This window comes from Stenotrophomonas pictorum JCM 9942 (genome assembly GCF_001431585.1).
GTDB classification, from domain to species: domain Bacteria; phylum Pseudomonadota; class Gammaproteobacteria; order Xanthomonadales; family Xanthomonadaceae; genus Stenotrophomonas; species Stenotrophomonas pictorum.
On the sequence record NZ_LLXS01000005.1, the window covers coordinates 125,597 to 150,295 of the forward strand.

A 24,699-nucleotide genomic window follows, 5' to 3' on the forward strand; every position below is an offset into this window, starting at 1 on the left:
GTACCATTCCGGGGCCATACGACTTTTCCCGCTGATCGATGATGTTACCGCAGACGCTTCCCCTGTTTCCCCTGCACGCGGTGCTGCTGCCCGGCGCCGCGCTGGGCCTGCGCGTGTTCGAGGCACGCTATCTGGATCTGGTGCGCGAATGCGGCCGCAGCGGCGGCAGCTTCGGTATCTGTCTGATTCTGCAGGGCAAGGAAGTCGGCGCGCCGGCTGTGCCCGCGGCATGGGGCGTGGAGGCGCAGATCGAGGATTTCGACGTCGGTGCCGATGGCGTGCTGGTGTTGCGCCTGCGCGGTGGCCGTCGTTTCCATGCGACCGGCACACGGGTGCGCGACAACGGCCTGGTGGTGGCCGAAGTCCACTGGTGCGACCGCGACAGCGACGACGAGTTGCGCCCCGAGCACGGGCTGCTGGGCACCTTGCTGGAACACATCCTTGAACAGGCCGGCGGGCAGTTCACCGGTATCGGTCCGGCGCAGCTGGATCAGGCCGCCTGGGTCGGCTGGCGGCTGGCCGAACTGTTGCCGCTGGCCGAGCAGCAGCGGCTGCAGCTGTTGCAAGAGCACGATCCGCACCAGCGCCTGGACCGTCTGCTGGAATGGATACCGGGCTTCGACGTGCCGATCGAGGAGCCGTTGTAACCGCAATCCAGGCCGTCGCCGGGCAACCGTCCCTCCGATCGCGCTGGGCGATACGGCGCCGTCACGCGTGACGGCCAGCGGTGGTGACGGGGTCATGGCCACCTGCGTCAGTGGATTCCACCCGCCGCAGCGCTTGCCCGTGACGGGCGTTACGGCGCCGGTTCGCTGCGGATCATCAGCAACGGCAGGTTGCTGTCGTCCTGGGTCTGCTGCCGGCTTTCCAGTCCGTCCAGCGACTGCTTGAGCGCGTCCAGCGCCGGGTCCACCCCGCGCAGCGGCCGCCACATCCCGAACAGTTTCAGGTGGCGCTGGAAACGCAGGGTCTGTGCGCTGCCCAGCCACACCGGCGTGTTGCCGGGCTGCAGCTGCACGTGGGACGGCCACAGCCGCAGCGCGTAGATCTCGTCCGGCCGCGTGCCCGGGCGCAGCATCAGCAGCGCCTCGACATTGGTGTCCAGCGTTGCCGGCAGCACCGGCACCTCGCGCGGGCTGGCCTTCTGGTCCAGCATCAGCAGCGCCTGCTGCCAGCCGGCCTGCGGCTGCAGGGTCCAGCCGTTGCGTTCCAGTTGCTGCTGCAGCGGCGCCAGCGGGCCGGCGACCTGCACATCCAGCGGCCAGCGCTGGTCGTCATCGAACTCGTTGCGACGGGCGGGCAGTTCGCGCCAGCCGTCCTGCCACCAGTGGCCGGCGGCGATCAGCCGGGGCGCCTCGGCGACCGGCTCGAACTTGGCCAGCTTGGCCGGCACATTGCGCGGCGCGTACCACAGCCCGGCCAGGATGAACGTGCCATAGAACAGCCAGCCCACCGGTTTGACCCAGAACGAGCGGTTGAACCGGCGCCGGTAGGCCACGCCCAGCACCAGCAGCCAGAACATGCCGAACAGCATTCCGCCGATCACGTCACTGAGCCAGTGCGCGCCGAGGTAGATGCGCGCAAAGCCGATCACGGTGACGACGATGCCCGAGACCAGATAGGGCCACACGCGCGCGCGCCCCGGCAGTTCGCGGCCGATCAGCACCGCGAAGAAGCCGAAGGTGATGGTCGCCATCGTCACCGCCACCGACGGGAAACCGAAGCCGCTGCTGGCTGCCGGCGGACGCACCACATCGACGGTGGCACCCAGCAGCTTGGTCAGCGCCAGGCCGAAGGCCAGTGCCGCCAGCCAGTGGGCGGCGGCCATCCAGCGCCGGCGCCAGGCCAGATAGCCCATGCCCACGGCGATGGCCGGCAGCAGCACCTGCCAGTCGCCGAGCGAGGCCAGCGCGGCCATCGGGTAATCGGCCAGCGGGTTGCGCAGCGCCAGCATCAGCCGGTGTACGGCCAGGTCCAGCGCCAGCGGTTCGCCGTGGCCGACCACCACCATCAGCAGTACGAACCAGCCCCAGCCCAGCAGCAGCAGCATCAGCGCAAGCATCGCCAGCGGCACCGATTCGCGCCGGTGCGGGTCGAACAGATCGGTCAGCGAGCGCCCCAGCAGCTGCGGGTGGCGCTGCGACCAGTGCAGCAGCCGTGCCAGCCAGCCGTCCATGCGGGTGGCCGACCAGCGGTAGCTGTACAGCACGATCGCCCACACCAGCCCGAGCATCGCCCCGAGCAGGGCCAGCACCACGAACAGGCGCCCGGCCACGGCGGCCACCGCGTCGTAGGCCTGGCCCAGCGCCCAGCCGGGCAGCAGGAACAGGATCGCCCAGGACACGCAGGCGATACCGCTGGCCTTGAGGTAGCGGCTGAACGGCATGCTGGCCATGCCGGCGATTGCCGGTACGAACGGCCGGATGGCGCCGACGTAGCGGGCGATCAGAAGGCTCTTGAAGGCGTTGCGCCGGAACAGCACTTCGCCGCGATCCAGCAGCTGCGGATAACGGCTGAACGGCCAAACCCCGCGCAGGCGGTCGCCCCAGCGGCGGCCGACCCAGTAGCTGATGCCGTCGCCGGCAAAGGCACCCAGCGTCGCGCAGGCCACCGCGTACGGACCGGACAGCTCGCCCATGCCGATCAGCACGCCCACGGCGATCATCAACGGCAGCGCCGGCACGATCGCACCGAGGATGATCACCGCGTCGCAGAAGGCAATGGCAAATATCGCAGCGCCGGCCAGCACCGGGTGGGCGGCGATCCACGCGAGCGTGGCGTCGATCCAGGAAGAATTCATCGGCCGATTATAGGGGGCGGACCCCGTCAGACCGGCGTTCTGGCGCGGGGTTCCCGCCGTGCGCCTGCCTGTGGTTCACCTGTCCGGGCCCGGAACGGACGCCGCCGACTAGAATGTCGCGATGGCAGAACTTCCCGACGCGCGCGTGCAGGCGCTCAAATCAGACAGCTTCGGCAGGATTCTGCTGGTGGAGGGCCCCGATGGCCGTTTCGTGCGCCGGGACCTGGGCGCCACGCCGCTGTGGCTGCGGTTGCCGGCCTGGTGGCTGGCCCGGCGTGAGGCCCGCGCGCTGGCCGCGCTTGACGGCATGGAGGCCACGCCGCGGTTGCTGGGCTGGAACGGCCACTGGCTGGATCGCAGCTATATGGAGGGCGCGGCGATGTACCAGCGCCCACCGCACGGTGATCTGTCCTACTTCCGTGCGGCGCGGCGGCTGCTGCAACGGGTGCACCGCCATGGCATCGCCCACAACGATCTGGCCAAGGAGGCCAACTGGCTCGTGCGCGAGGACGGCTCGCCGGCGCTGATCGATTTCCAGCTGGCGGTGCGCGGCAACCCGCGCTCGCGCTGGATGCGGCTGCTGGCGCGCGAAGACCTGCGCCACCTGCTCAAGCACAAGCGGATGTACTGCCGACACGCGCTGACCCCGGTGGAACGGCGCCTGCTCAAGCGCCGCTCGTGGATCCGCGAGCTGTGGTTTGTCACCGGCAAGCCGGTCTACCGTTTCGTCACCCGCCGCATCCTGCACTGGGAAGACAACGAAGGGCAGGGCCCCAAGCCCTGAGTTTGCGGCGGCATCAGTGCGTGGGCGTATGGAATGGCCGGTGCGGGGCATAATCGCGGTTCCCGTCAGCGTGTTTCCGGAGTCGGCATGTCATCGTTGCAAGGCAAAACCCTGTTCATCACCGGCGCCTCGCGCGGCATCGGCCTGGCCATCGCGCTGCGCGCCGCGCGCGATGGCGCCAATGTGGCCATCGCGGCCAAGTCGGCGGTGCCCAATCCCAAGCTGCCGGGCACGATCCACAGTGCCGCCGAGGCGGTCAACGCCGCCGGCGGCCAGGGGCTGGCGCTGAAGTGCGACATCCGCGAGGAAGACCAGGTACGGGCGGCGGTCGCGGCCACGGTGGACACCTTTGGCGGGATCGACATCCTGGTCAACAACGCCTCGGCGATCTGGTTGCGCGGCACCCTGGACACGCCGATGAAGCGCTTCGACCTGATGCAGCAGGTCAACGCGCGGGGCAGCTTCCTGTGCGCGCAGGCCTGCCTGCCGCACCTGCTGGCCGCGCCCAATCCGCACATCCTGACGCTGGCGCCGCCGCCAAGCCTGGACCCGAAGTGGTGGGCCCCGCATACCGGCTACACCCTGGCCAAGATGGGCATGAGCTTTGTCACCCTGGGACTGGCGGCGGAGTTCGGTCCGCAGGGCGTGGCGGTCAATGCGCTGTGGCCGCGCACGGTGATCGCCACCGATGCGATCAACATGATTCCCGGCGTGGATGTGGCCGGCTGCCGCACGCCGCAGATCATGGCCGACGCCGCGCACGCGGTGCTGACCCGGCCGGCGGCCGGCTTCAGCGGCCAGTTCCTGATCGATGACGAGGTGCTGGCGCAGGCCGGCATCAGTGACCTTTCCGGCTATGCGGTGGACCCGTCGCGGCCGCTGCTGCCGGACCTGTTCCTGGACTGAGTCACCCGGCAGGCCGCCCGCGCCGGTTTACGGCCTCGGTCGGCGAGGTGGGATGTGCTTTCCCGCCCCGGAACCTCACCGGGCAACCTGCCGGCGTTGTCGATCGGACCGTGGCGCTGTGATCTCACGTCACTGGTTGAATGGCTCCGGCAAGACGCTGCCGCAACGGCGGCAGTGACGGGCGTCGGCTTCGTGCCCCTCCAGCCCGCAGTGCGGGCAGCCGCGGGCGTCGCGGCGCGCGGCCGCGTCGGCCTCGCGCATGGTGCTGGCCAGCTCGGCGGTATAGATGCCGGTGGGCACGGCGATGATGCTGTAGCCGATCAGGATCAGCACCGAGGTGACGAAACGGCCCAGCACGGTCTGCGGCACGATGTCGCCGAAGCCGACGGTGGTCATTGTCACCACCGCCCAGTACATGCTGCTGGGGATGCTGGTGAAGCCGTGATTGGGCCCTTCGATCACGTACATCAGCGCGCCGGCGATGATGGTGATGGTGACCACGGTGAACAGGAACAGCAGCACCTTGCGCCGGCTGCGCCACAGCGACAGCATCAGGATGCCGCTCTCCTCGACGTAGCGGGTCAGCTTGAGGATGCGGAACACGCGCAGGATGCGCAGCGCCCGCACCACCAGCAGGCTCTGCGCGCCGGGAATGAACAGCGACAGGTAGGTGGGCAGGATCGCGGCCAGATCGATGATGCCCCAGATGCTGACCGCGTAGCGCAGTGGCCGCCGCACCACCGCCAGCCGCAGGAGATACTCGGCGGTGAACAGCAGGGTGAAGCCCCACTCGACCACATACAGCCAGCTGGCATGGGCGGCGTGGAAGCGTTGCACGCTGTCGAACATCACCACCAGCACGCTGGCGATGATGGCGTAGACCAGCAGCAGGTCGAAGTTGCGCGAGGGGCGGGTGTCGTGCCGGTAGATGATGTCGAACCAGTGGCGACGCCAGCCCGATTCGGTGGCGGGATTGAGCTGGGGAGCGGAGAACGGGCGCATGCCCTGCATTGTGCCGCAGCTGTTGGAATGGGGGAGAATGGGCGACCAATCCGCCGCCGATACCCCGATACCGTCATGACCGCTGCCAATGCCGATGCGCTGTTGTCCCTGTCCAACTACTACCTGCCGGTCTACAAGCCGCGCCAGCTGGTGCTGGAGCGAGGCCAGGGGGCGCGTCTGTGGGACACGCAGGGCCGTGAGTTCATCGATCTGGCCGCCGGCATCGCCGTGTGCAGCCTGGGCCACAACAACGCCGAGCTGAAGGCCGCGCTGTTCGCGCAGGCCGACAAACTCTGGCACACCAGCAACATGTTCTACAGCGAGCCGCCGCTGCACCTGGCGCAGGAGCTGGTGGAGGCCTCGCGTTTCGCCAAGCGGGTGTTCCTGTGCAATTCCGGCGCCGAGGCCAACGAAGTGGCGATCAAGTTGGTGCGCAAGTGGGCCAGCGCCCAGGGGCGCGACGCAGCCAAGCGCTACATCGTCACCTTCCGCGGCAGCTTCCACGGCCGCACCCTGGCTACGGTCACCGCCACCGCCCAGCCCAAGTACCAGGAAGGCTACGAGCCGCTGCCCGGTGGCTTCCGTTATGTGGACTTCAACGACGTCGCCCAGCTGGAGGAGGCGATGGCCGCTGGCGACGTGGCCGCGGTGATGTTCGAGCCGGTGCAGGGCGAGGGCGGAGTGATGCCGGCCAGCGCGGAGTTCATGCGCCGTGCCCGCGAACTGTGCGACCAGCACGACGCACTGCTGGTGCTGGACGAGATCCAGGTCGGCATGGGCCGCAGCGGCGAGCTGTTCGCACACTGGCATTGGGGGGTGACCCCGGACATCGTGACCCTGGCCAAGGCCTTGGGCTGCGGTTTCCCGATCGGCGCGATGCTGGCCGGACCGAAGGTGGCCGACATCATGGGCGTGGGCGCGCACGGCAGCACCTTCGGCGGCAACCCGCTGGCCGCCGCCGTCGCCCGCGTGGCGCTGCGCAAGCTGGCATCGGACGAGATCAAGGCCAACGTGCTGCGCCAGTCGGCCGCGTTGAAGGCTGGACTGGAAGCCATCGGCGAAGAGTTCGGCGTGTTCGAGCAGGTGCGTGGCATGGGCCTGATGCTCGGCGCAGTGCTCAAGCCGGACTACCGGGCCGACATCGGCGCGCTGCTGGATCTGGCCGCCGAGAAGCAGGTGCTGATCCTGCAGGCCGGCACCAGCGTGCTGCGCTTCGTGCCGGCGTTGAACATCACCGACGAGGAAGTGGCCGAAGGCCTCAAACGCGTACGCGAGGCGATTGCGGCTTACATGGCTTCGCGCTGATCGCGGTCATTGCCGTCCAAGGAAGAGGCCGCCGCTGTATGCAGGCGGCCTTTTCTGTGTGTGCCCGGTACTGCGGCACCCTGCGCAGTAACCGGGGGCGGTGAGCAGCGCCTGCCACCGGTTTGGTGGCGCGGGTGCTAGGTATTTCCAGCCATCAGTCGGGATGAGTGATGCCATGCCTACCTATCGAAGATAGGGCGCTGGGAGGAACGCAGGACCGTGCGCGACAACCATCTCCTAGGCTTGGCCGAGACACTCACCGCCTCACCGCCGTAGCTGGGCCGGGTGGAAACCTCGGGCACGGTGCCGCTGTCGTGGCAACAGGGAATGCCTCCGTCGGTACTGGCGTGGCTTTGATAAATACGATTAGAATCCGCGCGGGGTCACATTTCCAATGTCTACTGGTTGCGCCGTTATGGCGTTATCTGCTTGCCATTGGCGTGTTGCTTGGGGTTTCTCGCGCCATTCACTGGCATGGCAGGCAGTTGCGTCAGGCGCTCCTGCGCGCCTGAAGAACTGGCTGGCTGTTCGTCTGGCTCTGCCGGTCCAGCCATGCGCCCGTAACAGGGCACCGGTCTATCAGGTGCTGCCCGTGTGGACCCACCTCGCCTGCATCTCCGCGTGCTGTGCAACTGCGCTGTTGCAGGTTGTTTCTCCGCCTTGGGGTCGCCTTTTGGCCGGGTGGTGATCCGTTTTCTTCTATTCCTGTTGTCGTGTTCTGGAGATGCATGCATGCCGTTCCTCCGCAGGTTCCTGATCCTCGCTTTTGCCCTGTTCCCGCTGCTGGTGGTGGCTTCGGCGCAGGCGGCGATCACCGCGCGCGTTACCTACCAGACCCATGCCGCGTACCTCGCCAACGGCAACCCGGCGCCGGGTACGCTGGTGTTCCTGCGCAGCCCGGCCGATGGCGACCAGAACAACGCGGTCGGGGTGGCATGGCAGGAGCTCAACGGCAATGTCAGCAACCTGCCAGTCAACCTGGGCAACACACCGGGCTGGTTCAGGGTCGTCTACAACGACAGCGGGGCGTACCAGGCCATAGGCTGCACCACCAGCCCGCTGAGCCACTCCAATTTCCAGTACCTGGCCGATGGCCAGAGCATCGACATCACCATCACCTGCACGATGCCGCCGCCGAATGTCACCGACGCCAGGATCAGCATTGCCGGCGCCACCGGCAACGGCGGTGTCTTCCGGCGCGGTGATACCGTCACTGCCAGCTGGAACAACACCGCCAGCGGCGACAACAACGCCGGCATCACCGGCGTGACGGTGGACTTCAGCCAGTTCGGCGGCGGGGCCGCCGTGGCGGCGACAAACAATGCCGGCACCTGGACCGCCTTCTGGGCGGTCGCCGCCGGCATCACCGCCAGCAACCGCAATGTCAGCATCACCGCCAGCAACAGCACTGGCAGCACCACCCGGGCCGACACCAGCAACGCCACGGTGGACAGCGTTGTGCCCACTGTCGTCAGCATCGCCCCAGCGAGCGGGGCCTCGGCCAGCAATACCACGGTGAATTTCACGGCCAGCTTCAGTGAGGGGGTGACCGGTGTTTCCACCGACGATTTCACCCTGGTCGGGACCGGCAGCGCAACAGGCAGCATCGCCAGCGCTTCCGGCAGCGGCAGCAGCTACACCGTCACCGTCAATGGCATCACCGGCAACGGTACGCTCAAGCTCAACCTCAACGCGTCCACCAATATCAGCGATACGGCTGGCAACAGCGGCCTGGCCGCTTTCACCGCCGGCACGACACATACCGTAGCCATTGCAACGGCGCCAGGCGCTCCGACCATCGGCACGGCCACGGCCGGTGATGCGCAGGCCTCGGTGACCTTCACAGCTCCGGCCAGCAATGGCGGCTCGGCGATCACGGGCTATACGGTCACCTCCAATCCGGGGGGCATCACCGCTGGTGGCAACGGTTTCACCACCTCGCCCATCACCCTGAGCGGCCTGAGCAATGGCACTGCCTACACCTTCACGGTGACCGCGACCAACGCGGTTGGGACCAGTACGGCGTCGGCCGCGAGCAACAGCGTGACGCCGAAGGCCAACCAGACCATCACCTTCACCAACCCCGGCGCGCAGAACTTCGGCACCACGCCAACGCTGACTGCCACTGCCTCCTCCAGCCTGCCGGTGAGCTTCAGCTCGGCCACCACCGGGGTATGCACCATCACCAGCGGCGGCAGCCTGACCTTCATCACCGCCGGCAGCTGCACCATCAATGCCGACCAGGCCGGCAATGCCGCGACCAATGCCGCCACGACCATCAGCCAATCGTTCCTGGTCAATGCGGTAGCACCTGGGGCACCTGTGATCGGCACCGCTACAGCGGGCAATACCCAAGCCAGCGTGAGCTTCAGCGCGCCGGCCAATACCGGGGGCAGCAGCATCACCGGTTATACCGTTACCGCCAATCCCGGCGGTGCCACGGCCAGCGGTGCCGCTTCGCCGCTGCTGGTCAGCGGGCTGAGCAACGGGCAGGCCTACACCTTCACGGTGACTGCCAGCAATGTGGCCGGTACCGGTCCGGCCTCGGCCGCTTCCAACGCGGTGACGCCGGCCGCGCCGCAGGTCATCACCTTCGCCAACCCCGGCGCGCAGAACTTCGGCACCACCCCGACCCTGACGGCCAGCGCTGATTCCAACCTGCCGGTGAGCTTCAGCTCGGCCACCACCGCGGTATGCACCATCACCAGCGGCGGCAGCCTGACGTTCATCACCGCCGGCAACTGCACCATCAACGCCGACCAGGCCGGCAATGCGGCCTGGCTGGCGGCCAGCCAGGTCAGTCGCAGCTTCACCGTCAATCCGGTCGTGCCGGGAGCTCCGACGATTGGTACGGCCACCGGCGGTGATACCCAGGCCAGCGTGAGCTTCAGCGCGCCGGCCAATACCGGGGGCAGCAGCATCACCGGTTATACCGTTACCGCCAATCCCGGCGGTGCCACGGCCAGCGGTGCCGCTTCGCCGCTGCTGGTCAGCGGGCTGAGCAACGGGCAGGCCTATACCTTCACGGTGACCGCCAGCAATGTGGCCGGCACCGGTCCGGCTTCGGCCGCTTCCAACGCGGTGACGCCGGCCGCGCCGCAGGTCATCACCTTCACCAACCCCGGCGCGCAGAACTTCGGCACCACCCCGACCCTGACGGCCAGCGCTGATTCCAACCTGCCGGTGAGCTTCAGCTCGGCAACCCCCGCGGTGTGCACGATCACCAGTGGTGGCCTGCTCGGGTTCGCCAGTACCGGCAGCTGCACCATCCATGCCGACCAGCCGGGCAATGCCAGCTACCTGCCTGCCCCCCGGGTCAGCCGGACCTTCAGCGTCAACGGGGTGGTTCCCGGCGCGCCGACCATCGGTACGGCCACGGTCGCCGGTGCCAGCGCGGTGAGCGTGGGCTTCAGCGCCCCGCTGTTCGATGGTGGTGCGGCCATCACTGGCTACACCGTCATTTCCAGCCCGGGCGGCTTCACCGCCACCGGCGCTGGCTCGCCGATCACCGTGACCGGGCTGACGCCGGGGACGAGCTATACCTTTGTGGTCACCGCCACCAATGCCAACGGCACCGGTGCGGCCTCGGCCCCGTCCAATGCGGTCACGCCGGTGCCGCCACTGGCGGTGGCGCCGGTGAGCGCCACCGTGGCCTATGGGACGGCCAGTCCGATCAGCCTGGCCATCACTGGCGCGGCCTCCTCGGTGGCGGTGGCCACGGCACCGGCCCATGGCACTGCGGTGGCCAGCGGCACCACCATCACCTACACCCCGGCGCCCGGCCATGCCGGCAGCGACAGCTTCAGCTACACCGCCAGTGATGCCTACACCACCACCGCCGCGGCGACGGTGAGCATCACCGTCAGTGCACCGACCGTGGTGATCGATACCGCCAGCCTGGCCGTGGCCACGGCAGACAGTGCGTATACGCAGATCCTGAGCAGCAGTGGCGGCGCCTCGCCTTACCGCTATGCACTCAGCAGCGGCACCCTGCCGGCGGGCCTGAGCCTGTCGGCCAGCGGCACACTGTCGGGTACGCCGACGGCCACCGGCACCTTCGCCTTCGATGTCACCAGCACCGACAGCAGCACCGGTACCGGGCCGTTCTCGGCCACACGCAGCTACAGCCTGCAGGTGGATGCGCCGCTGCTGGCGGTGGCGCCGGTGAGTGCCACCATCGGCTACGGCGCAGGCCCCAGCCCGGTCAGCCTGGCCATCACCGGCGTGGCCTCCTCGGTGACCGTGGTCTCGGCCCCGGCCCATGGCAGTGCAGTGGCCAGCGGCACCACCATCACCTACACCCCGGCGCCAGGCCATGCCGGCCCGGACAGCTTCAGCTACACCGCCAGTGATGCCTACACCACCACCGCCCCTGCGACGGTGAGCATCACCGTCAGTGCGCCGTCGCTGTCGTTGACCACGTCCACCTTGCCGGCTGCAACCGGCAGTGCGGCCTATGCGCAGACGCTGGCAGCCAGTGGCGGCAGTGCACCGTACCGCTATGCCGTCAGCAGTGGTGCCTTGCCGCCGGGGCTGGTACTGGCCAGTGATGGCTCGCTCGGCGGTACGCCGACCCTGGCTGGCAGTTTTGCCTTTGCGATCACCGTCACCGACAGCAGTACCGGAACCGGGCCGTTCACTGCCACCCAGGGCTATGTGCTGGTGGTGGGTGCCCCGGTGCTGACCGTGGATCCTTTGCCCGTTGCCACCGGCGGGCAGGCGTATCGGGTGCAGCTCAGCGCGCAGGGCGGTGCCGCCCCCTACGCCTTCAGCGTTGGGGGCGGCACGCTGCCACCGGGGCTGGTGCTGTCGGCCAGCGGCGAAGTCAGCGGCGTTCCGACCGCCGCCGGCAGCTACGAGTTCTCGTTGCAGGTCGCCGATGCCAATGGCTTCACCACGACCCAGGCGTTCACCCAGGTGGTCGATGCCGGCAGCCAGCTGATCCAGGCGTTTGTGGCCACCCCGGAGGCACCCGTGTTTGCACCGGGTGGCACCTTCGCCCTCAGCGCCAGCGGTGGTGCCTCGGGCAATCCGGTGGTGTTTGCCAGCCTCACCCCGACCGTCTGCCAGGTGCAGGGCAGCACGGTGACGATGCTGACGGCCGGGCAGTGCAGCCTGAGCGCCGACCAGGCCGGCAATGCGACCTACCAGGCCGCTGCCCAGGTGCGGCTGGATGTCGCCATCGCGCTGGCAACCCCGGAACTGGGCTGGATCGATGACATCAGCAAGGTCTACGGCGAGGATGCCTTCGAGCTGCCCGAGCCGCAGAGCAGCAGCCCGGGGACCTTCAGCTTCAGCAGTTCCGATCCGGCGGTGGCCACGGTCAGCGGCCGTACCGTCACCCTGGTCGGCGAAGGTGTCACCGTGCTGACGGCGACCCAGGCGGCGACGGCCAATTACACCGCTGCCGCGATCCAGGTGCGGCTGCTGGTCAGTGCCCGCCCGAACCCGGCCGCTGATCCGCGCGTGGCCAGTGGCCTGCAGGCGCAGGTCGATGCCAGCGTGCAGTTTGCCCAGATCCAGTCGGGCAACATCCGTGACCGCCTGCGTCAGGTGCGTGGCGGTTCTGTCAGCAACGACTTCCGCTTTGCGCTCACCCAGGCCGGTGGCCAGGGCGTGCCCGGGCTGACCCTGCCCAAGGCCGCGGCCGATTCGGTAATGCCGCGCCTGCCCGAGGGCTGGGGTATGTGGGTGGCCGGCAGCGCCAGCTTCGGCAGGAGCGGACGCACAGGCCTGGCTGGCGGTGGCGCAGACTTCAGCAGCCGTGGCCTCACCGTGGGCATTGACCATGCCGTGCACGAGCAGGTGCTGCTGGGCATGGCCGGCAGCTGGGCGCGCCAGGACACCGACCTGGACAGCAGCTCCTCGCGGCTGGATGCCGACCAGCGCTCGCTGGCGGTGTATGGCCTGTGGCGGGTCGGCGGCAACCTGTTCGTTGACGGCATGCTGGCCAATGGCTGGCTGGACTTTGACAGCGTGCGCTGGAACGACCTGGCCCAGGGCAGTGCCCAGGGCCAGCGCAGTGGCCAGCAGTGGTTCGGTTCGTTGACCTTCGGCCATGAACGCCACAATCCGGCTGGCATGGCACTGACCAGCTACGGCCGTTACGACTGGCACCGCGCCACCCTGGATGGCTACAGCGAAAGCGGGCTGGGGGCATTCGACCTGGTCTACGGCCGCCAGCGCGTGGTCAACAACGCACTGGCCCTGGGCGTGCAGGGCAGCTTCCAGCTCACCCGTGACTGGGGCAGCCTGCGTCCACACTGGACCGTGGAATACCGCAGCGCGCTGGACAACCGCGGCCAGGCCACGATCAATTACGTGATGCGGCCGGCGGCCAGCGACTACGTGCTGGACCTGCGCAGCTACAACGATGACCTGCTCTCGCTGGGTGCCGGGATGGACCTGCAGCTGGACAGCGGCTGGCTGTTCTCGCTGCTGCTGGGGCATGAGCAGGGCCGCAATGCGATGCGCAGCAACAGCATCGGCTTGCAGGTGCGCTACGGGCAGCAGGGGGCTAACGCGCCGATGTACAGCGATGCGCCTGGCGCGCAACCGGTCGGCGGTTCTGCGCGTTCCTGTGGCGGTTCTTCCATGCGCTGTAACGCCCCACCGGGTGCTCAGCCCAGGTGATCGACAACAACGCCGGCGAAAGCCGGCGTTGTTGTTTCATCGCAGCCCACCGTGCAGTGCCAGGGCGTTGGTTTGCCTACAGCAGCTGGTGGCGCTTCAGCAGCTTGCGCAGCGACTGGGTGTGGTGGGCGGTGTCGGCCAGCAGGCCGGCGGCGCGTGCACCTTGCACGTTGCGGAACAGATGATCGACGAACAGGGTGCAAGCCGGGGCACAGCGCAGGGTCGTACAGGCGGCGATGTAGGCGGCCGGATCGGGTTTGCGCACGCCCAGTGCCGCGCTGCACAGCACGGTAGTGCCGGGCAGCAGCTGTTCGATCACCGGCCGGGTGAGCGGGCCGTTGTTGGTGAGGACGGCCACCTGCACGCCGGGTCGCAGCTGCCTGAGCAGCGCCACGCTGTCACGTCGCACGCGGGTGGCGGCATGTCGGGCCGCGTGCCAGTGCTGCGCCTGCAGGCGGCTGCCCAGGCGCTGGTTGAGGGCGGCAAGCAGTTGCAGGCCATCGAGTTCGCCGCGCGCATGCGCCAGCTCCAGCCCTTCCCCGCGCAGCGCCGTATCCACCTGTGTGGAGGAACACTGCGCGGCCTCGGCCAGCTGGTGCAGATGGATGCGGTGGTCGTAGTCGGCCAGCAGGCCATCGAAATCGAGCAGCAGGGCGTGCAGGGCAGGCATCGGGCGGCAGGTTCAAAGCGTGACCGGCAGTATCGTGCCTGCGGCGAAACAGCGCAGCCCTGCGACATTGCGTCGCGGGGCGGAGCGGGGCGTTGTTCCTAGAATAGGGCGGTTGCATTGTTTTCCCTGGAAGTCTGGAGTCCTGTTCGATGCGCATTCCTGTGTTGCTGTTGGCCCTTGCCGGCCTGTTGCCCGCCGCTCCGGTGCTGGCCCGCACCTGCGCGGTCACCATCGAAAGCAATGACCGTATGCAGTTTTCGTTGCCGCAGATCACGGTGGCGGCCGACTGCACCCAGGTCGACCTTACGCTCAAGCACACCGGCAAGATGGCCGCCAACGTGATGGGCCACAACTGGGTGCTCACGCGCACGGCCGATTTCCAGCCGGTCGCCACCTTGGGAATGCGTTCGACGCTGGCCGACAGCTACCTGCCCAAGGGCGATGCGCGGGTGATCGCGTTCACCCCGGTGATCGGAGGTGGGCAGACAGCGCGCGTGCGCTTTGCGACCAGCAAGCTGGTCCGTGGTGGCGACTACACCTTCTTCTGCTCGTTCCCTGGCCACTGGGGGATGATGAAGGGCAAGCTGGTCTTCGCTTGAGCCCTTGTACGGGGCAAAGAAAAAGGCCGGCATGATGCCGGCCTTTTCCGTATTGCCACCACGTGGCGGGATCAGCCCGCCGCGACCACGTTGAACGCCTCACGCGCTGCAGCCAGCGTGGCTTCGATCACCGCCTCGTCGTGCGCGCTGGACAGGAAGCCGGCTTCATAGGCCGACGGCGCCAGGAACACACCGCGCTCGAGCATGGCGTGGAAGAACACGTTGAAGGCCTTGATGTCACAAGCCGTGGCCTGGGCGTAAGTCTCCACCTTCTCGCGGGTGAAGAACAACCCGAACATCGCGCCGACCTGGTTGGTGGTCACCGCCACCCCGGCCTGCGCCGCGGCCGCTTCCAGCCCGGCGCACAGGCGTGCGGTGGTGGCGGCCAGACGCTCATGGAAGCCCGGGGCACTGACCAGCTCCAGCATCGCCAGGCCGGCGGCCATCGCCACCGGGTTGCCGGAGAGGGTGCCGGCCTGGTAGATCGGGCCGGCCGGGGCGATCTGGTTCATCAGTTCGGCACGGCCACCGTAGGCGCCCACCGGCATGCCGCCGCCGATGATCTTGCCGAAGGTGGTCAGGTCCGGGGTGATGCCGTAATGCGCCTGCGCACCGCCCAGGGCGACGCGGAAGCCGGTCATCACCTCGTCGAAGATCAGCAGCGCGCCGTACTGCGTGCACAGCGCCCGCAGATGCTGCAGGTAGCCCTCACGCGGCGGGATGCAGTTGGCGTTGCCGACCACCGGCTCGATGATCAGCCCGGCAATCTCGCTGCCCTGCTGCTCGAACAGCGCCGTGGCGGCATCGAAGTCGTTGTAGGGCAGGGTCAGGGTCAGCTCGGACAGGCCGGCCGGCACGCCCGGCGAGGTTGGCACGCCCAGGGTCAGCATGCCGCTGCCGGCCTTGACCAGGAACGAGTCGCCGTGGCCGTGGTAGCAGCCCTCGAACTTGACGATCTTCATCCGCCCGGTGGCGCCACGGGCCAGACGGATCGCCGACAGCGTGGCCTCGGTGCCGGAGTTGACCATGCGCACCATCTCGCAGGAGGGCACCAGCGCGGTGATGGTCTCGGCCATGGTCACCTCGGCCGCGCACGGGGCACCGAACGACAGGCCGTTGCCGATCGCCTGCTGCACCGCTTCACGCACCGCCGGATGGTTGTGGCCGACGATCATCGGGCCCCAGGAGCCGACGTAGTCGATGTAGCGGTTGTTGTCGACGTCGTACAGGTACGGGCCATCGGCGCGCTGCACGAAGAACGGCTCGCCGCCGACCGACTTGAACGCGCGCACCGGCGAGTTGACGCCGCCGGGCAGCAGCGTCTGCGCGCGCGCGAACAGGGCGTGGGATTGGGCGTGGTTCATCTGGGAACTCCTGGGAACGGTAAAAGCGGTTGCCATCAGGCAAAGCAGCGGCGGTAGGCCTGCAGTGCGTCCAGCGGATCGGGTTCGGCGAACACACCGCTGATGACCGCGATCAGGTCGGCGCCGGCGTCCACCACGGGCGGTGCATTGTCCGGCGTCAAACCGCCAATGGCCACCCGCGGTACGCCCAGTGCGGCGCTTTGTCGCAGCAGTTCCGGCGTTGCCCGGCGCGGGGTCAGCTTGCTGCGGCTGGGGAAAAAGGCGCCGAAGGCGACGTAGTTGGCGCCGGCCGCCACCGCGCGCTCGGCCCGTGCCAGTTCGTCATAGCAGGAGGCGCCGATGATCGCCTGCGGGCCAAGCATCGTCCGGGCGGCGGCGATGTCACCGTCGTCCTCGCCCAGATGCACGCCGGCGGCGCCTACCCGGGCGGCCAATGCGGCATCGTCGTTGATGATCAGCGGTACGCCGGCGGCCGCGCACAGCGCCTGCAGCGCAGTGGCCTGGGCCAGGCGGGAAGGGGCATCGACGGCCTTGTTGCGGTACTGCAGCCAGGTGATGCCGGCCAGCAGCGGGCGGACCCGCTCCAGCAGACGCGTGCTGTCGGTTTCGTCGGGGGTGATCAGGTAGACGCCACGGGCGTCGGCAAGCTGGGTCATGGATGGCTACCGGTACGGCGAAGGGAATGTGACAATCAACGCCGTTTCTCTATGCGGCGATTATCCCCGATGTCCGATGCCACGGCCTCCACCCTGCGCGACTGGATGTGTATCGTCTGCGGTTTCATCTACCGCGAGGCGGACGGCTTGCCGGAAGAGGGCATCGCGCCGGGCACGCGCTGGGACGAGGTGCCCGATACCTGGACCTGTCCGGATTGTGGCGTGACCAAGGACGACTTCGAGATGGTCGAGCTGGACTGAACGGCCGGCACCTGCGGTAGGCGGCAGTATGCGCCAGGCCTGATCGCCACCCCACTTGCCTGGCGTGGCTGCAGCTGCGTCGGGCCGCCGGCGTGGCTTCAGTGCAGCCGCGGACGTTCGCCGCCGATATCGATCAGACGTTCGCGGATCGCGGCCGCATCGCCGGCCTCGGGTTCCATCTTCAGATAGCGCGCCAGATCGGTGCGGGCGCCGGCCAGGTGTTCCAGCTGCAGGTAGGCGAGGCCGCGGTCGCGGACCGCATCGGCCTGTTGCGGTGCCAGTTTCAGGATGCGGTCGGCACTGCGCGCGGCGCGGTCCCACTCTTGGCGCTCCACATACACGCCATGCAGGTTGCGCAGCATCCGCATCAATATGGCGCGGTGCGGTGCCGGGTCCAGAATCTGCGCCAGCACCTGATCGTCCGGGACTTCCCCGCCCAGGTTGGCGCGGGCGCGCTCACGCAGCTCCTCCACGCTCAATGGCCGGCCGCCATTGAAGGGATCCATGATCAGCACACCTTCTTCCACCGGCAGCCGCACCAGGAAGTGCCCGGGGAAGGAAATGCCTTGCAGAGGCAAGCCCAGCCGCCGCGAGACGTCGATCTGCACCAGCGCCAGCGAGATCGGATTGCCCAGCCGGCGCGCGACCACCTCGTTGAGATAGCTGTTGCGCGGATCGTAGTACTCGTCGTGGTTGCCGCTGTAGCCCAGCTCGTTGAACAGGTGGTGGTTGATCGCCGCCACTTTCAGCGGCCACTCGCTGATTGCGCCCACTTCCGTGTGCAGATGGTCTGCATGGGCCTGCAACATGCGGTCGTACCGGGCAGCATCGAGCTGCGGGTATTCGTCGAGCGCGATCAGCAGCGCGGTCGGCAGCAGGGGCAGTAGCTCATCGCCCAGATTGGCAAGCTCGTCCCACTGCGGCAGGGTGATACGGGGTTCAGACATGGCTGCAAGACTGGCGACAAAGCGCCGCCGGTTCAAGCGTGGTGCCGTCTTCCATGCAGCGGTGGTTCAATCGGGCTGGACGATGCCGGGACCGAAGGTCAGCTCGGCACCGTCTTCCAGTTTCAGCCTGGCCGCCTGCCCGGCGTTGAGTTCGAGCACGTAGCGGGCCGGCTTGAAGCTTGGATACGGCGGGCAGGCGTTGCCGGCCGAGCACGGCGGCACATCGCGCTGCTGGCTGACAAGCCGGCGCGCGCTGTCGAAGTACAGGATGTCCAGCGCCAGCTTGGTGTTCTTCATCCAGTACGCCTGTGGTTCCTCGCGGTCATGGATGAACAGCATGCCGTGATCGGCATCCATCTGGTCACGGAACATCAGCCCGCGTGCGCGGCTTTCATCGTCCTGGGCCACTTCCACCTGGTAGCGGGCCCCGGCCAGCTCCACCCAGTGCGTGCCTCCGGCGCTGGCGCAACTGGCAAGAGCGAGCAGGGAGCTGGCGAGCAATAGACGTAACAGGCACATGGGCAGGGACCGGGAAGGGGATGAGGAGTCGGTGGGGCGGCGGGACGGCACGCGACTGCATGCCGTCAGAGGCAGTGGGCAGGCTTACAGCACCTGGGGCGGTTCACCGCCGATGATCACCACATCGGCCGGACGCCGTGCGAACAGGCCGACGGTGACCACGCCGGGAATCTGGTTGAGCTGCTGTTCCAGCTTCACCGGGTCGGTGATGGACAGGTTGTGCACGTCCAGGATCAGGTTGCCATTGTCGGTGACCACGCCATCGCGCCACACCGGCTGGCCGCCGGTCAGCGCCAGGATTTCGCGGGCGACCAGGCTGCGCGCCATCGGAATGACTTCCACCGGCAGCGGGAACTTGCCCAGCACCTTGACCTGCTTGCTCGGGTCGATGATGCAGACGAACTGCTTGCTGGCCTCGGCGATGATCTTCTCGCGGGTCAGCGCGGCCCCACCGCCCTTGATCAGGTTCTTGTTGCCGTCGCACTCGTCGGCGCCGTCCACGTACAGCGACAGACCGCCGGTGTGGTTCAGGTCCAGCACCTCGATGCCGTGGCCCTTGAGCAGCGCGGTGCTCTGCTCGGAGCTGGAGACTGCACCTTCGATCTGGTCCTTGATGCGCGCCAGCGCCTCGATGAAATAGGCGACGGTGGAGCCGGTGCCGACTCCGACGATCATTCCCTTTTCGACGTATTCAATGGCTTTTTCGGCGGCCAGGCGCTTGGCTTCGGACATGGTGGGCTCGGTGGATGGGGAAAGGGAGGGTAGGAGCGATGGCAGGCGCGACCGGCGCTTTGCCGGGAAAGTCCCATCGCGACTGACGTCGCTCCTACGGGCAATGGGATGTCAGGCCGGCTTCTTTTCCAGCGACAGCAGCAGCTTCCACTGTGCGGCGGTGACCGGGAACACCGACAGGCGATTGCCCTTGGCGGTCAGCGGAAAACCTTCGCCCAGTTCCTCGGCATGCAGCTTGATCTCGTCCAGCGCGATCACCTGCGCCAGTTTGCGCTCGAACGCGACATCGACCAGCATCCAGCGCGGCTGCTCGCGCGTGCTCTTGGGGTCGCAGTAGTCGGATTCGGGATCGAACTGGGTGTCATCCGGGTAGGCCTCGCTGGCCACCGTGGCGATGCCGACGATGCCCGGTACCTTGGTGTTGGAGTGGTAGAACAGGATGCCGTCGCCGACCTTCATGCCATCGCGCATGAAGTTGCGCGCCTGGTAGTTGCGCACGCCATTCCACGGCTCGGTGCCCACGCGCTGCAGGTCGTCGATGGAAAAGGCGTCCGGTTCGGACTTCATCAGCCAGTAGCGCTTGCGGGCGGTCATGCGTTCAACGGTTCCGGGTAGAGAGTGGCCTGCTCGGTACAGATGGCATCCACCGCCACATCCCAGTCCTCGACCGGCAATGACGGCACCTGCTGGGCGGAAAACCCCACACCCACCAGCCACGGCGGCGCGGCCTGGCGCTGCCGGAATGCGAAGCTGCGATCATACCAGCCGCCCCCCATGCCCAGCCGCCGGCCCGTGTCGTCGAAGCCGACCAGCGGCGCCACCACCAGCGCCATCTCTTCCGGCGGCAGCGCCTGCGCCGGGTCTACATCCGGTTCGGGAATGCCGTAACGGTTGCTGACCAGCGGCTGCCCCGGCCGCCACGGCGCGAAGCGCAGCAGCTTGCCATGCAGCACCGGCAGGCAATAGGTCTGTTGGGCTGGCAGCTGCATCTGCCAGCGGTGCAGCGCGATCTCGCCATCCATTGCCCAGTAGCCGGCCACCGGGCCGCTGACATCGGCGAATGGAAGGGACAGCAGGCGCGCGGCCAGACGTTCGGCGGCGGCGATGCGCATGGCGGCGGGAATATCGCGGCGATGCTGGCGCAGTTGCTGGCGCAGCTTCTGGCGAAGCTCTGTCATGACAGGCGGGGACCGTTGCGGAGTGGAAATGTGTTGCGGGCGGCACAACGAAAAGCGGGAACGGCACCCGAAGATGCCGCTCCCGCGGAATATTGCATTCTCCGCCATGACGATGCGTGCGAAACGACCTTGAACCCGGGGTTCAAGTGGGAACGCTGGGGAACCATCGGGCTTCCCGCTACAAGGCGGACTTGCACACCCGGCGCCGTCGCGCCCCCGTGGTCGTAATTAAGGGACAAGGCGAATGTTTGCACACGCCGTCGTTCACGGCAGAGAACGCAGGGCCAGTATAGCGAGGTTGCGGGCGCAAATGCAGCCTTTTCCAGCCGTCGCGGATTCAGCTGCCTGAGCCGCTCAGCTGGATCAACGCGCGTTGTCGATGGCGGTGTCCAGACGACGGTTCAGATCATTCAACGTGCTCTGGAAACGCTGCTGCTGTTTGGCCAGCTCGTCGCGCATCAGCTGCATTTCATGCGCCAGATTCAATGCGGCCAGCACCGCCACGCGATCCACCGCGGCCATGCGGTTGCTGCCGCGGATCTCGCGCATCCGCGCATCGAGCATATGCGCGGCGGCGGTGAGGCTGTCGCGCTCGCCCGGTTCCACGCCGACGGTGTAGTCGCGATCGAGAATACGGACACTGACCGGTTCGTTCTGGCTCACGTGTGCTGCTCCAGCGACTTGAGGCGGGTGATCATCGCTTCCACGCGCGAGCGCGCCTGTTCGTTCTTGGCCAACAGCTGCGAGCGTTCGGTCATCAGCTGTTCCTGCTGCTGGCGCAGGCTGCGATTCTCATCGGCCAGCCGCTGGTTGCGCTCGAACAGCAGTTCGATGCGGACGGCAAGGGCCTGCAACTGGGCAGCGGGGTCGAAGGAATCCATGGCGTGCACGATAGGCATGCCGGTGAGGGGCGGTCAAGGTGGTGATGGGGGTGCGGTTGGTACACTGTGCGGCCGCTGTCGTTGTTTGCCGCGACGTGGCCCCATCCGTTTTCCAGACCTGTGACATGACCGAACTTCCTGCCGTCAACGACATCCTCAAAGCCAGCCAGAGTCTGGGTCTGGGCGCCTCTCCTGCCGAACTGCACGGAGGGCTGTGCGGCTGGCTGGCCGCCGGCGGGGCCGATCTGCCGGCGTGGCTAGGCCAGGTGCTGGCCGATGCCAGCTTGCCGGTGCCCGAGCCGGACAGCGTGCTCGATCAGCTGCGGTTGGCCACGGTGGCGCAGCTGGAAGACCGGGATTTCGCCTTCGAACTGGTGCTGGCCGATACCGCTGCGCCGCTGCAGGCGCGTACCGATGCGCTGTTCGAGTGGTGCCGCGCCTTCCTGGGCGGTTTCGGTCTGGCCTCGGGCAAGCGCCCGGCGCTGAGCGAGGAGGGGGAAGAGGCGCTGCAGGATCTGGCCAAACTGGCCCAGGCGTCCAGTGACGAATTCGATGCCGGTGAGGAAGACGAGGACGCGCTGGCGGAAATCGAGGAGTTCGTGCGCGTGGCCGCGCTGCTGCTGCATGGCGACTGCGTGATGGGGTCGCGTCACCGCCAGCGTCTGAACTGAGCTGCGGCATGAAGCGACTTTCCGGGATCACCCCCGCCGAGTACGCCCGCCGCCGTCGCCAGTTGATGGAGGCGGCCGGCGATGACGCCATTCTGGTATTGCCTGCCGCGCCGGAACGGGTGCGCAGCCACGACACGTTCCATCCGTACCGTCAGGATTCGGATTTCTGGTACCTGTGCGGTTTCCAGGAGCCGGAGTCGGTGCTGGTGCTGATTCCGGGCAGGCGCCACGGCGAGACGATCCTGTTCTGCCGCGAGCGCGACCCGGACCGCGAGGCCTGGGATGGTCCGCGCGAGGGCCAGGAGGGCGCAGTGGCGCGCTACGGCATGGATGACGCGTATCCGATCGATGACCTGGATGAGATCCTGCCCGGTCTGCTGGAAGGGCGTTCGCGGGTGTACTACCACTTCGGTCGTGATGCGGACTTCGATCTGAAGCTGATCGGCTGGGTCAACCGGGTGCGCTCGCAGGTCCGGCACGGTGCGCAGCCGCCGCACGAGTTCCTGGAGCTGGGTCACCTGCTGCACGAGCAGCGGCTGTACAAGTCGGCCGATGAAATCGCGTTGATGCAGATGGCGGCGGACATCAGCGTGCGTGGCCATCGCGCGGCCATGCGGGCGGCGCGCGCGGGTATCCACGAGTACGAGTTGCAGGCCGAGCTGGAGCGCGAGTTCCGCGCGCATGGCGCCTGTCCGGCCTACAGCAGCATCGTCGGCGCCGGCGGCAACGCCTGTGTGCTGCATTACCGTGACAACAGCAGCGGCAGTCGTGACGGCGACCTGGTGCTGATCGATGCCGGCGCCGAATACCACGGCTATGCCAGCGACATCACCCGCACTTTCCCGCTCAATGGCCGCTTCAGCCCCGAGCAGCGCGCGCTGCATGATCTGGTACTGGCGGCGCAGACCGCCGCGCTGGAGCAGGCGCAGCCGGGTATCGCCTACGAGGAGGGGCACCTGGCCGCGGTTGAGGTATTGACCGAGGGCCTGCTGCGGCTGGGGCTGCTGAAAGGGGATCTGGAAGAGAACCTCATCGAACGCCACTACCAGCGCTTCTACCGGCACAAGACCGGGCACTGGCTGGGGCTGGATGTGCACGACGTGGGCGATTACCGGGTGGCTGGCGAGTCGCGCCTGCTGGAGCCGGGCATGGTGTTCACCATCGAGCCCGGGCTCTACATTGCCAGCGACGATCGCAGCGTGGAGGCGCGCTGGCGCGGCATCGGTATCCGCATCGAGGACGATGTGCTGATCACCGGTGACGGCCATCGCGTGCTCACCGGCGCGCTGGAGCGCAGTGCCGAGGAGATCGAGGCGTTCATGGCGGCGCGCTGAGTCCGAGTGCCGGAAAAAGGAAAAGGGCGCCGATCGGCGCCCTTTTCTGTTGCATGGCCCGGGCCGGTCAGTCCGTGGCTGCGGCGGCAAATGCCGGACGGGTGAGGTTGTCGGCCTGGCCTTCGGTACACAGCACTTCGTCTTCGATACGGACGCCGCCGTAGGGACGGAAGAAATCCACGCGCCCCCAGTTGATGCTGGCGGCGTTGCCGGCTTTCTTCACTTCTTCCAGCAGCATGTCGATGAAGTACAGGCCCGGCTCGATGGTCACCACCATGCCCGGTTCCAGCACGCGGGTCAGACGCAGGTAGGGATGTCCTGCCGGGCGTTCGATCCGGCCGCCGTGCTCGCCGGCGGCGAAGCCGGCCACATCGTGCACCTGCGCACCGATCAGGTGGCCGATGCCGTGCGGGAAGAATGCCGCGCTCACCCCGGTGGCCAGCGCAGCCTCCGGCGATACGGTGATCACACCGAAGTCCTTGAGGATGCCCATCAGCGACAGGTGGGCATCGATATGCAGCTGCTTGTAGTCGAAGCCGGCGCGGACCGCTTCGCACATCTTGATCTGCGCCGCGTCCACCGCATCGACCAGCGCCTGGAATTCACCGTGGCCGGCGGCCGCGTAGGTACGGGTGATATCGCTGGCATAGCCGCAGGCCGAAGCGCCGGCGTCGATCAGGAAGCTGCGCAGCGGCTGCGGTGCGCTGCGGCCCAGGTCGGTGTAGTGCAGCACCGCGGCATGTTCGTTGAGCGCGATGATGTTGCCGTAGGGCAGGTCGTTGGCGTCCTGGCCGACCGCTTGGCAGTAGGCCATGTGGATCTCGAACTCGCTGGCACCGGCCCGGAACGCGGCCTCGGCGGCACGATGGCCACGCACGCCCAGCACCTGCGCCTGGCGCATCAGTGCGATTTCATAGGGGGTCTTGTAGCCGCGGTGCCAGTCCAGATGGTTGATCACCGCTTCCGGATTGTTCGGTACGAAGTTGCCCAGCGCGCTCTGCGGCTCACCGACAATGGCGCAGCGCGCCGGGTCCCCGGGCAGCAAGGCCAGCGCCTGGTCCGGCTTGCGGATGATGTGGATATCGAAATGCTCCACCCACCAGCCGCTGGGTGCGGCCGGAACCGCGTGCCAATAGTCGAACGGCTGATAGAACACCAGCGTCGGGCGTTTCCCGGGGGTGTGGATCAGCCAGCTGTTGGGCAGCCGGGTCAGCGGCAGCCAGGCCTTGAACTGCGGGTTGACCGCGTACGGGTAATCGCGGTCGTCGAAGGCCTGGTAGTGCAGGGTACCGCTGGGAATGACCAGGTGATCGAAACCGCCGCGTGCCAGCGCCGCATCGGCGCGGCGGGAGAGCTCGCCCAGATGGTGGGAATACAGGACGCCTGGATCTTGCTGTTTCATCGCGGTGGCTCGCTCGACGGTGCGGAATACAGGCCTACGATTCTGCCGCAATCAC

22 protein-coding genes and 1 other RNA gene are annotated in these 24,699 nt (G+C 67.6%); 9 read left to right on the forward strand and 14 right to left on the reverse strand.

The window, feature by feature from the left end:
- The first annotated feature begins 38 nt into the window (after positions 1 to 38).
- Positions 39 to 647 carry an LON peptidase substrate-binding domain-containing protein gene (locus ARC78_RS01750; RefSeq protein ID WP_089153158.1) on the forward strand — a complete coding sequence of 203 codons (609 nt, stop codon included), beginning with the start codon at positions 39 to 41 and terminating at the stop codon, positions 645 to 647.
- Positions 648 to 796: 149 nt separating this feature from the next.
- On the opposite strand, the gene ARC78_RS01755 is transcribed toward ARC78_RS01750, so the two are convergent.
- Positions 797 to 2,800, reverse strand: coding sequence for a bifunctional DedA family/phosphatase PAP2 family protein (locus ARC78_RS01755; protein WP_057505605.1), 2,004 nt, complete (start codon positions 2,798 to 2,800; stop codon positions 797 to 799).
- Positions 2,801 to 2,921: 121 nt separating this feature from the next.
- On the opposite strand from ARC78_RS01755, the gene ARC78_RS01760 reads away from it, so the two are divergent.
- Complete coding sequence (locus tag ARC78_RS01760; RefSeq protein WP_057505606.1) at positions 2,922 to 3,584, forward strand: protein kinase family protein; 663 nt, start codon at positions 2,922 to 2,924, stop codon at positions 3,582 to 3,584.
- Between the two features lie 87 nt (positions 3,585 to 3,671).
- Positions 3,672 to 4,490, forward strand: coding sequence for an SDR family oxidoreductase (locus tag ARC78_RS01765; RefSeq protein ID WP_054660728.1), 819 nt, complete (start codon positions 3,672 to 3,674; stop codon positions 4,488 to 4,490).
- A 129-nt stretch (positions 4,491 to 4,619) separates the two neighbouring features.
- On the opposite strand, the gene ARC78_RS01770 is transcribed toward ARC78_RS01765, so the two are convergent.
- Complete coding sequence (locus ARC78_RS01770; protein WP_057505639.1) at positions 4,620 to 5,492, reverse strand: ion transporter; 873 nt, start codon at positions 5,490 to 5,492, stop codon at positions 4,620 to 4,622.
- A 75-nt stretch (positions 5,493 to 5,567) separates the two neighbouring features.
- Here ARC78_RS01770 and ARC78_RS01775 point away from each other — a divergent pair, with 75 nt between their 5' ends.
- Entirely contained in the window at positions 5,568 to 6,797 is a 1,230-nt protein-coding gene (locus ARC78_RS01775) for an acetylornithine transaminase (RefSeq protein WP_057505607.1), read from the forward strand.
- Between the two features lie 732 nt (positions 6,798 to 7,529).
- Positions 7,530 to 13,430: a fibronectin type III domain-containing protein gene (locus ARC78_RS01780; protein WP_057505608.1), complete on the forward strand. Its 5,901-nt coding sequence runs from the start codon at positions 7,530 to 7,532 to the stop codon at positions 13,428 to 13,430.
- A 76-nt stretch (positions 13,431 to 13,506) separates the two neighbouring features.
- Here ARC78_RS01780 and ARC78_RS01785 read toward each other — a convergent pair whose 3' ends face one another.
- Positions 13,507 to 14,100, reverse strand: a complete 594-nt coding sequence (locus ARC78_RS01785; protein WP_057505609.1) for an HAD-IA family hydrolase — start codon at positions 14,098 to 14,100, stop codon at positions 13,507 to 13,509.
- A gap of 149 nt (positions 14,101 to 14,249) precedes the next feature.
- Between ARC78_RS01785 and azu the strand changes: the two genes are divergently transcribed.
- Positions 14,250 to 14,699 (forward strand): azurin, encoded by a 450-nt coding sequence (azu, locus tag ARC78_RS01790; protein ID WP_054660904.1) that lies wholly within the window; start codon positions 14,250 to 14,252, stop codon positions 14,697 to 14,699.
- Between the two features lie 71 nt (positions 14,700 to 14,770).
- On the opposite strand, the gene hemL is transcribed toward azu, so the two are convergent.
- Positions 14,771 to 16,063, reverse strand: coding sequence for a glutamate-1-semialdehyde 2,1-aminomutase (hemL, locus tag ARC78_RS01795; protein ID WP_057505610.1), 1,293 nt, complete (start codon positions 16,061 to 16,063; stop codon positions 14,771 to 14,773).
- 35 nt (positions 16,064 to 16,098) lie between these two features.
- Positions 16,099 to 16,719 carry a thiamine phosphate synthase gene (gene thiE, locus ARC78_RS01800; RefSeq protein WP_057505611.1) on the reverse strand — a complete coding sequence of 207 codons (621 nt, stop codon included), beginning with the start codon at positions 16,717 to 16,719 and terminating at the stop codon, positions 16,099 to 16,101.
- A 69-nt stretch (positions 16,720 to 16,788) separates the two neighbouring features.
- Between thiE and ARC78_RS01805 the strand changes: the two genes are divergently transcribed.
- Positions 16,789 to 16,980: a rubredoxin gene (locus ARC78_RS01805; protein ID WP_054658224.1), complete on the forward strand. Its 192-nt coding sequence runs from the start codon at positions 16,789 to 16,791 to the stop codon at positions 16,978 to 16,980.
- A 98-nt stretch (positions 16,981 to 17,078) separates the two neighbouring features.
- Here the strand turns inward: ARC78_RS01805 and ARC78_RS01810 are convergent, their stop codons facing one another.
- From ARC78_RS01810 to ARC78_RS01840, 8 genes are all read right to left on the reverse strand, one after another.
- Positions 17,079 to 17,927 (reverse strand): SirB1 family protein, encoded by an 849-nt coding sequence (locus ARC78_RS01810; RefSeq protein ID WP_054658226.1) that lies wholly within the window; start codon positions 17,925 to 17,927, stop codon positions 17,079 to 17,081.
- Between the two features lie 66 nt (positions 17,928 to 17,993).
- Positions 17,994 to 18,446: a DUF192 domain-containing protein gene (locus ARC78_RS01815; protein ID WP_054658228.1), complete on the reverse strand. Its 453-nt coding sequence runs from the start codon at positions 18,444 to 18,446 to the stop codon at positions 17,994 to 17,996.
- 84 nt (positions 18,447 to 18,530) lie between these two features.
- Positions 18,531 to 19,178: a ribose-5-phosphate isomerase RpiA gene (rpiA, locus tag ARC78_RS01820; protein WP_054658230.1), complete on the reverse strand. Its 648-nt coding sequence runs from the start codon at positions 19,176 to 19,178 to the stop codon at positions 18,531 to 18,533.
- A gap of 111 nt (positions 19,179 to 19,289) precedes the next feature.
- Entirely contained in the window at positions 19,290 to 19,772 is a 483-nt protein-coding gene (locus tag ARC78_RS01825; RefSeq protein WP_054658232.1) for an EVE domain-containing protein, read from the reverse strand.
- Positions 19,769 to 20,356, reverse strand: a complete 588-nt coding sequence (locus ARC78_RS01830; RefSeq protein WP_054658234.1) for a 5-formyltetrahydrofolate cyclo-ligase — start codon at positions 20,354 to 20,356, stop codon at positions 19,769 to 19,771. The genes ARC78_RS01825 and ARC78_RS01830 overlap by 4 nt, the downstream gene beginning before the upstream one ends.
- A gap of 94 nt (positions 20,357 to 20,450) precedes the next feature.
- Positions 20,451 to 20,635, reverse strand: a non-coding RNA gene (gene ssrS / locus ARC78_RS16220) — 6S RNA.
- An 84-nt stretch (positions 20,636 to 20,719) separates the two neighbouring features.
- A complete protein-coding gene (locus ARC78_RS01835; RefSeq protein WP_054658236.1) occupies positions 20,720 to 21,019 on the reverse strand; it encodes a cell division protein ZapA in 300 nt (99 codons plus the stop codon).
- Entirely contained in the window at positions 21,016 to 21,237 is a 222-nt protein-coding gene (locus tag ARC78_RS01840) for a TIGR02449 family protein (protein WP_054658238.1), read from the reverse strand. Before ARC78_RS01840 ends, ARC78_RS01835 begins: the two co-directional genes overlap by 4 nt.
- A gap of 125 nt (positions 21,238 to 21,362) precedes the next feature.
- On the opposite strand from ARC78_RS01840, the gene ARC78_RS01845 reads away from it, so the two are divergent.
- Together ARC78_RS01845 and ARC78_RS01850 are read left to right on the forward strand one after the other, a co-directional pair.
- Complete coding sequence (locus ARC78_RS01845; protein ID WP_054658240.1) at positions 21,363 to 21,908, forward strand: YecA/YgfB family protein; 546 nt, start codon at positions 21,363 to 21,365, stop codon at positions 21,906 to 21,908.
- An 8-nt stretch (positions 21,909 to 21,916) separates the two neighbouring features.
- On the forward strand, positions 21,917 to 23,242 hold the full coding sequence (locus ARC78_RS01850) for an aminopeptidase P N-terminal domain-containing protein (protein WP_057505612.1): 1,326 nt from the start codon (positions 21,917 to 21,919) through the stop codon (positions 23,240 to 23,242).
- Positions 23,243 to 23,309: 67 nt separating this feature from the next.
- Here the strand turns inward: ARC78_RS01850 and pepQ are convergent, their stop codons facing one another.
- Complete coding sequence (gene pepQ / locus ARC78_RS01855; RefSeq protein ID WP_054658242.1) at positions 23,310 to 24,644, reverse strand: Xaa-Pro dipeptidase; 1,335 nt, start codon at positions 24,642 to 24,644, stop codon at positions 23,310 to 23,312.
- Between the last annotated feature and the right edge of the window lie 55 nt (positions 24,645 to 24,699).